This is a genomic window from Micromonospora sp. WMMD736 (genome assembly GCF_049179015.1).
Taxonomy (GTDB): domain Bacteria; phylum Actinomycetota; class Actinomycetes; order Mycobacteriales; family Micromonosporaceae; genus Micromonospora.
This window is the reverse complement of record NZ_JBMHMI010000109.1, coordinates 1-4,002: the sequence shown is the minus strand read 5'-3', so window position 1 is coordinate 4,002 and position 4,002 is coordinate 1. Positions and strand designations below refer to the sequence as shown.

Genomic DNA, 4,002 nt, shown 5'->3' with positions numbered 1-4,002 from the left:
GCCGCACCGTCGAGGCGCTCGACGTAGGTGATCGACCAGTTCGGCTCCACCAGCCGCAACAGAGCGCCGAGGGTGGCGCTCATTATCCCTGCGCCCACCAGCACGACGTCGGTTGTGGCGGTCTTGGCTACCTTGGGGTCAGACACCGGATCGTTGGTCCTTCATTGGTCGGGCATATCTGGCGCGGTCCGCTTCGCACGGCGTACCGATCCCAGATTATCCCGCAGGCGTGCATCACACCGATGTGGCCGGTGCACCCCCGTTAAGGTGGCTGCTGTGACTTCCTGGGAGCCCGACGTGCTTCCCGGATATTGGCAGCACACCATCGGCTTGGGCAGTGATCCCGACGGTGAGGGCGAACTCGTCGCTACGCTGGTCCGCCGCGGCCACCCCAAACCGACTGCCGGACATGCTGTGCTGCTGGTACACGGTTTCACCGATTACTTCTTCCACACCGAGGTGGCCGAGCGCCTGGTCGCCCGCGGCTTCGCCTTCTACGCACTTGACCTGCACAAATGCGGTCGGTCATGGCGCACCGGGCAAACTCCGCACTTCACCACCGACCTGACCCGCTACGACACCGAGCTCAACGAGGCGCTGCGGCTGCTCGCCGCCGAAGCAGCGCAGGCCAAGGTGCTGGTCATCGGCCACTCCGCCGGTGGTCTGATCGTGTCGCTGTGGCTGGACCGGCTGCGCCGGCGCGGCGCCATCCCGGGTGGGCCGGTGACCGGCCTGGTCCTCAACAGCCCCTGGCTGGACCTGCAGGGCCCGGCGATGCTGCGCAGCGCGGCCATCTCGGCGGGCCTGACCGCGATGTCGCGGCTGCGTAAGCGGACGGTGATCCGCCCACCCACCGAGGGCGGCTACGGCACCACGCTGCACCGCGACTACCACGGTGAGTTCGACTACAACCTGAACTGGAAGCCGGTCGGCGGGTTCCCGGTCACGTTCGGCTGGCTGCACGCCATCCGGCGCGGTCATGCCAAGCTGCACCGCGGCCTCGACGTCGGGGTGCCCAACCTGATCCTGCGCTCCGATCACAGCGTGCGCGAGACTCCCGATCCGGACCGGATCCAGCGCGGTGACGCGGTACTGGACGTCACCCAGATCGCGCGGTGGGCGGGCTGTATCGGCAACCGCACCACCGTGGTGCCGATCGCCGACGCCAAACACGACGTGTTCCTGTCGCTGGCCCAACCTCGTCACGCCGCCTTCGACGAACTGGATCGCTGGCTGGACTGGTACCTGCGGTGGCTGGAGAACGCCGGTACGGCAACGCAATCCGGGCACGGTTGACACGGTTGACGGGATGGTGGGACATGGCTGAACTCGACGGGGCTGATTTCGATATCGCGATCATCGGCACCGGTTCGGGCAATTCGATTCTCGACGAGCGTTACGCCGACAAACGGGTGGCGATCTGCGAACAGGGCGTGTTCGGCGGCACCTGCCTCAACGTCGGCTGCATCCCGACCAAGATGTTCGTCTACGCGGCGGGCATCGCCGGCGATGTCCGCACGGCGGCGCGCTACGGCGTCGACGCCAATCTCGACGGGGTGCGTTGGACCGACATCGTGTCGCGGGTGTTCGGCCGCATCGATCCGATCGCGGTGGGCGGCGAGCACTATCGCCGCTCGCTGCCCAACGTCACGGTGTTCGACAGTCACACCCGGTTCGGGCCAACCCAGTCCGACGGTCGTCACACGCTGCGCACCGAGGCGGGCGAGGAGTTCACCGCCGAACAGGTCGTGATCGCCGCGGGCGCACGCGCCACGGTGCCACCGGTGATCGCCGACTGCGGGGTGTCCTACCACACCAGCGACACCATCATGCGGATCGCCGAGGTGCCCGAACACCTGGTGATCGTCGGCGGCGGCTTCGTCGCCGCGGAGTTCGCACACATCTTCTCGGCGTTGGGATCCCGAGTCACCCTGGTGATCCGCGGCACCACCCTGCTCAGCCATTGCGATGACACGATCTGCGAGCGATTCACCGACATCGCCGGCAAGAAATGGGAGATCCGCAGCAAGCGCAATGTCGTCGGCGGCACATCCGATGACGCCGGGGTGCACCTGCGGCTCGACGACGGCTCCACGTTGCACGGGGATGCCCTGCTGGTGGCCACCGGCCGCGTCCCCAACGGAGACCAGCTCGATGCCCAGCTGGCCGGGGTGAAGGTCACCGACGGGCTCATCAGCGTCGACGAGTACCAACGGACCACCGCGCGCAACATCTTCGCCCTCGGTGACGTGAGCTCGCCGTATCAGCTCAAGCACGTCGCCAACCACGAGGCCCGGGTGGTCAAGCACAACCTGCTGGTCGGCTGGGACGACACCGACCTGCTGATGCCGGCCAACCACCGCCACGTGCCCTCGGCGGTGTTCACCGAACCCCAGATCGCCTGTGTCGGGCTGACCGAGAACGAGGCGATCGCGGCGGGCTACCGGATCAAGAGCAAGGTGCAGGACTACGCCGACGTCGCCTACGGCTGGGCGATGGAGGACACCTCGGGCTTCGCCAAGCTGATCGTCGATGACGACACCGGGCTGATCCTCGGCGCGCACATCATGGGCCATCAGGCGTCCTCGATCATCCAGCCACTGATCCAGGCGATGAGCTTCGACCTGCCCGCCCAGGACATGGCCCGCGGCCAGTACTGGATCCACCCGGCCCTACCCGAGGTGGTGGAGAATGCGCTGCTGGCGCTGTGCGGTGAACCGCCGTGGCCGCCGTCGCGCAGGCACTAGGAGCCGCTAGCCACGGACCGCGAAACCCCAGGGCAGCTCGAGCCGGTGTGCGGCCAGCAGTTCGACGTCGCCCAAGACGGTGGCGATCGGCCCATCGGCCACGATTGACCCGCCGTCGATGATCACCGCGCGTTCACACAGCTGAGCCGCGTACGGCAGATCGTGGGTGACGATCACCATCGTGGCCGACAGCTCCAGCAGCGTCTGGGCCAGCTCGCGGCGGGCGACCGGATCCAGGTTGGCCGACGGTTCGTCGAGCACCAGGATGTCGGGATCGCAGGCCAGCACGGTGGCCAGTGCGGCACGGCGGCGTTGCCCCCCGGACAGATGCGCCGGGCTGCGTTCGGCTTCATCGGTCAACGACACGGTTTCCAGCGCGCGCCGCACCCGCTCGGCCAACTCGGCACCACGCAACCCGAAGTTGGCCGGACCGAACGCCACGTCCTGGGCGACCGTGGGCATGAACAGCTGGTCGTCGGGATCCTGGAACACCAGTCCGACCCGGCGCCGGATCTCGCGCAGGCTGGTGCGGTCCACCGGGATACCGGCGATCGCCACCGAACCCGACGTCGCTCGCAGCACCCCGTTCAGATGCAGCATCAGCGTGGTCTTCCCGGCGCCGTTCGGCCCGAGCACCGCGACGCGCTCGCCCGGCGCCACGGTGAGGTTGACGCCGGTGAGTGCGGCCCGGCCGTCTGGGTAGACGTGGTGCAGGTCGGTGACCTGGATCGCGGCCGTCATCGCAGCACCCACGCCGAAGCCGCCACCGAGACTGCGGCGCAGGCCGGCAACGCCGCGCCGATCCAGTGCCGGGCCGACGCCGGGGCGACGCCGCCGGCGCCGACGGCCAGTACCGGCACTTCGCCGTCGAACCCGCGCGACAGCATCGCCAGATACACCCGTTCCCCCCGTTCGTAGGAGCGCAGGAACAGCGCCCCAACTGATTTCGCGATGGCGCCGGCCTGGTGCAGCAGTCGAGGCGAATCGCCGCGCGACATCCGCGCCATCCGCATTCGGCCCGCCTCGGCGGCCAACAGGTCGACGTAGCGGATCATCAACACCAACACCGATGTCACCAACCCCGGCACCCCGAGTCGGCTCAATGCCAGGGGCAGCGCGCGGGCGCTCGTCGTCGCGGCCACCGTCAGCGACGCGGCCATACCCAGGGTGCCTTTCACCACGATGCCCCACGCCGCATACAGGCCCGGCTCCGAAAGCTGAAGTCCGGCAACGGTGATCCGCTCGCCACCCTCGG

General features: G+C 68.4%; 5 protein-coding genes. 2 read left to right on the top strand and 3 right to left on the bottom strand.

Annotation, left to right across the window (positions count from 1 at the left end):
• On the bottom strand, window positions 1–104 hold a 104-nt coding region (locus tag ACN269_RS34290; RefSeq protein WP_421477434.1), incomplete at its 3' end, for a malate:quinone oxidoreductase.
• Window positions 105–276: 172 nt separating this feature from the next.
• On the opposite strand from ACN269_RS34290, the gene ACN269_RS34285 reads away from it, so the two are divergent.
• Entirely contained in the window at window positions 277–1,296 is a 1,020-nt protein-coding gene (locus tag ACN269_RS34285; protein WP_421477430.1) for an alpha/beta hydrolase, read from the top strand.
• Between the two features lie 23 nt (window positions 1,297–1,319).
• Complete coding sequence (mtr, locus tag ACN269_RS34280) at window positions 1,320–2,747, top strand: mycothione reductase (RefSeq protein ID WP_421477432.1); 1,428 nt, start codon at window positions 1,320–1,322, stop codon at window positions 2,745–2,747.
• Window positions 2,748–2,753: 6 nt separating this feature from the next.
• On the opposite strand, the gene ACN269_RS34275 is transcribed toward mtr, so the two are convergent.
• Window positions 2,754–3,488 carry an energy-coupling factor ABC transporter ATP-binding protein gene (locus ACN269_RS34275; RefSeq protein WP_421477429.1) on the bottom strand — a complete coding sequence of 245 codons (735 nt, stop codon included), beginning with the start codon at window positions 3,486–3,488 and terminating at the stop codon, window positions 2,754–2,756.
• Window positions 3,485–4,002, bottom strand: a 518-nt coding sequence (locus ACN269_RS34270) for an energy-coupling factor transporter transmembrane component T family protein (protein WP_421477427.1), incomplete at its 5' end; no start/stop codon positions are given. The genes ACN269_RS34270 and ACN269_RS34275, both read right to left, overlap by 4 nt.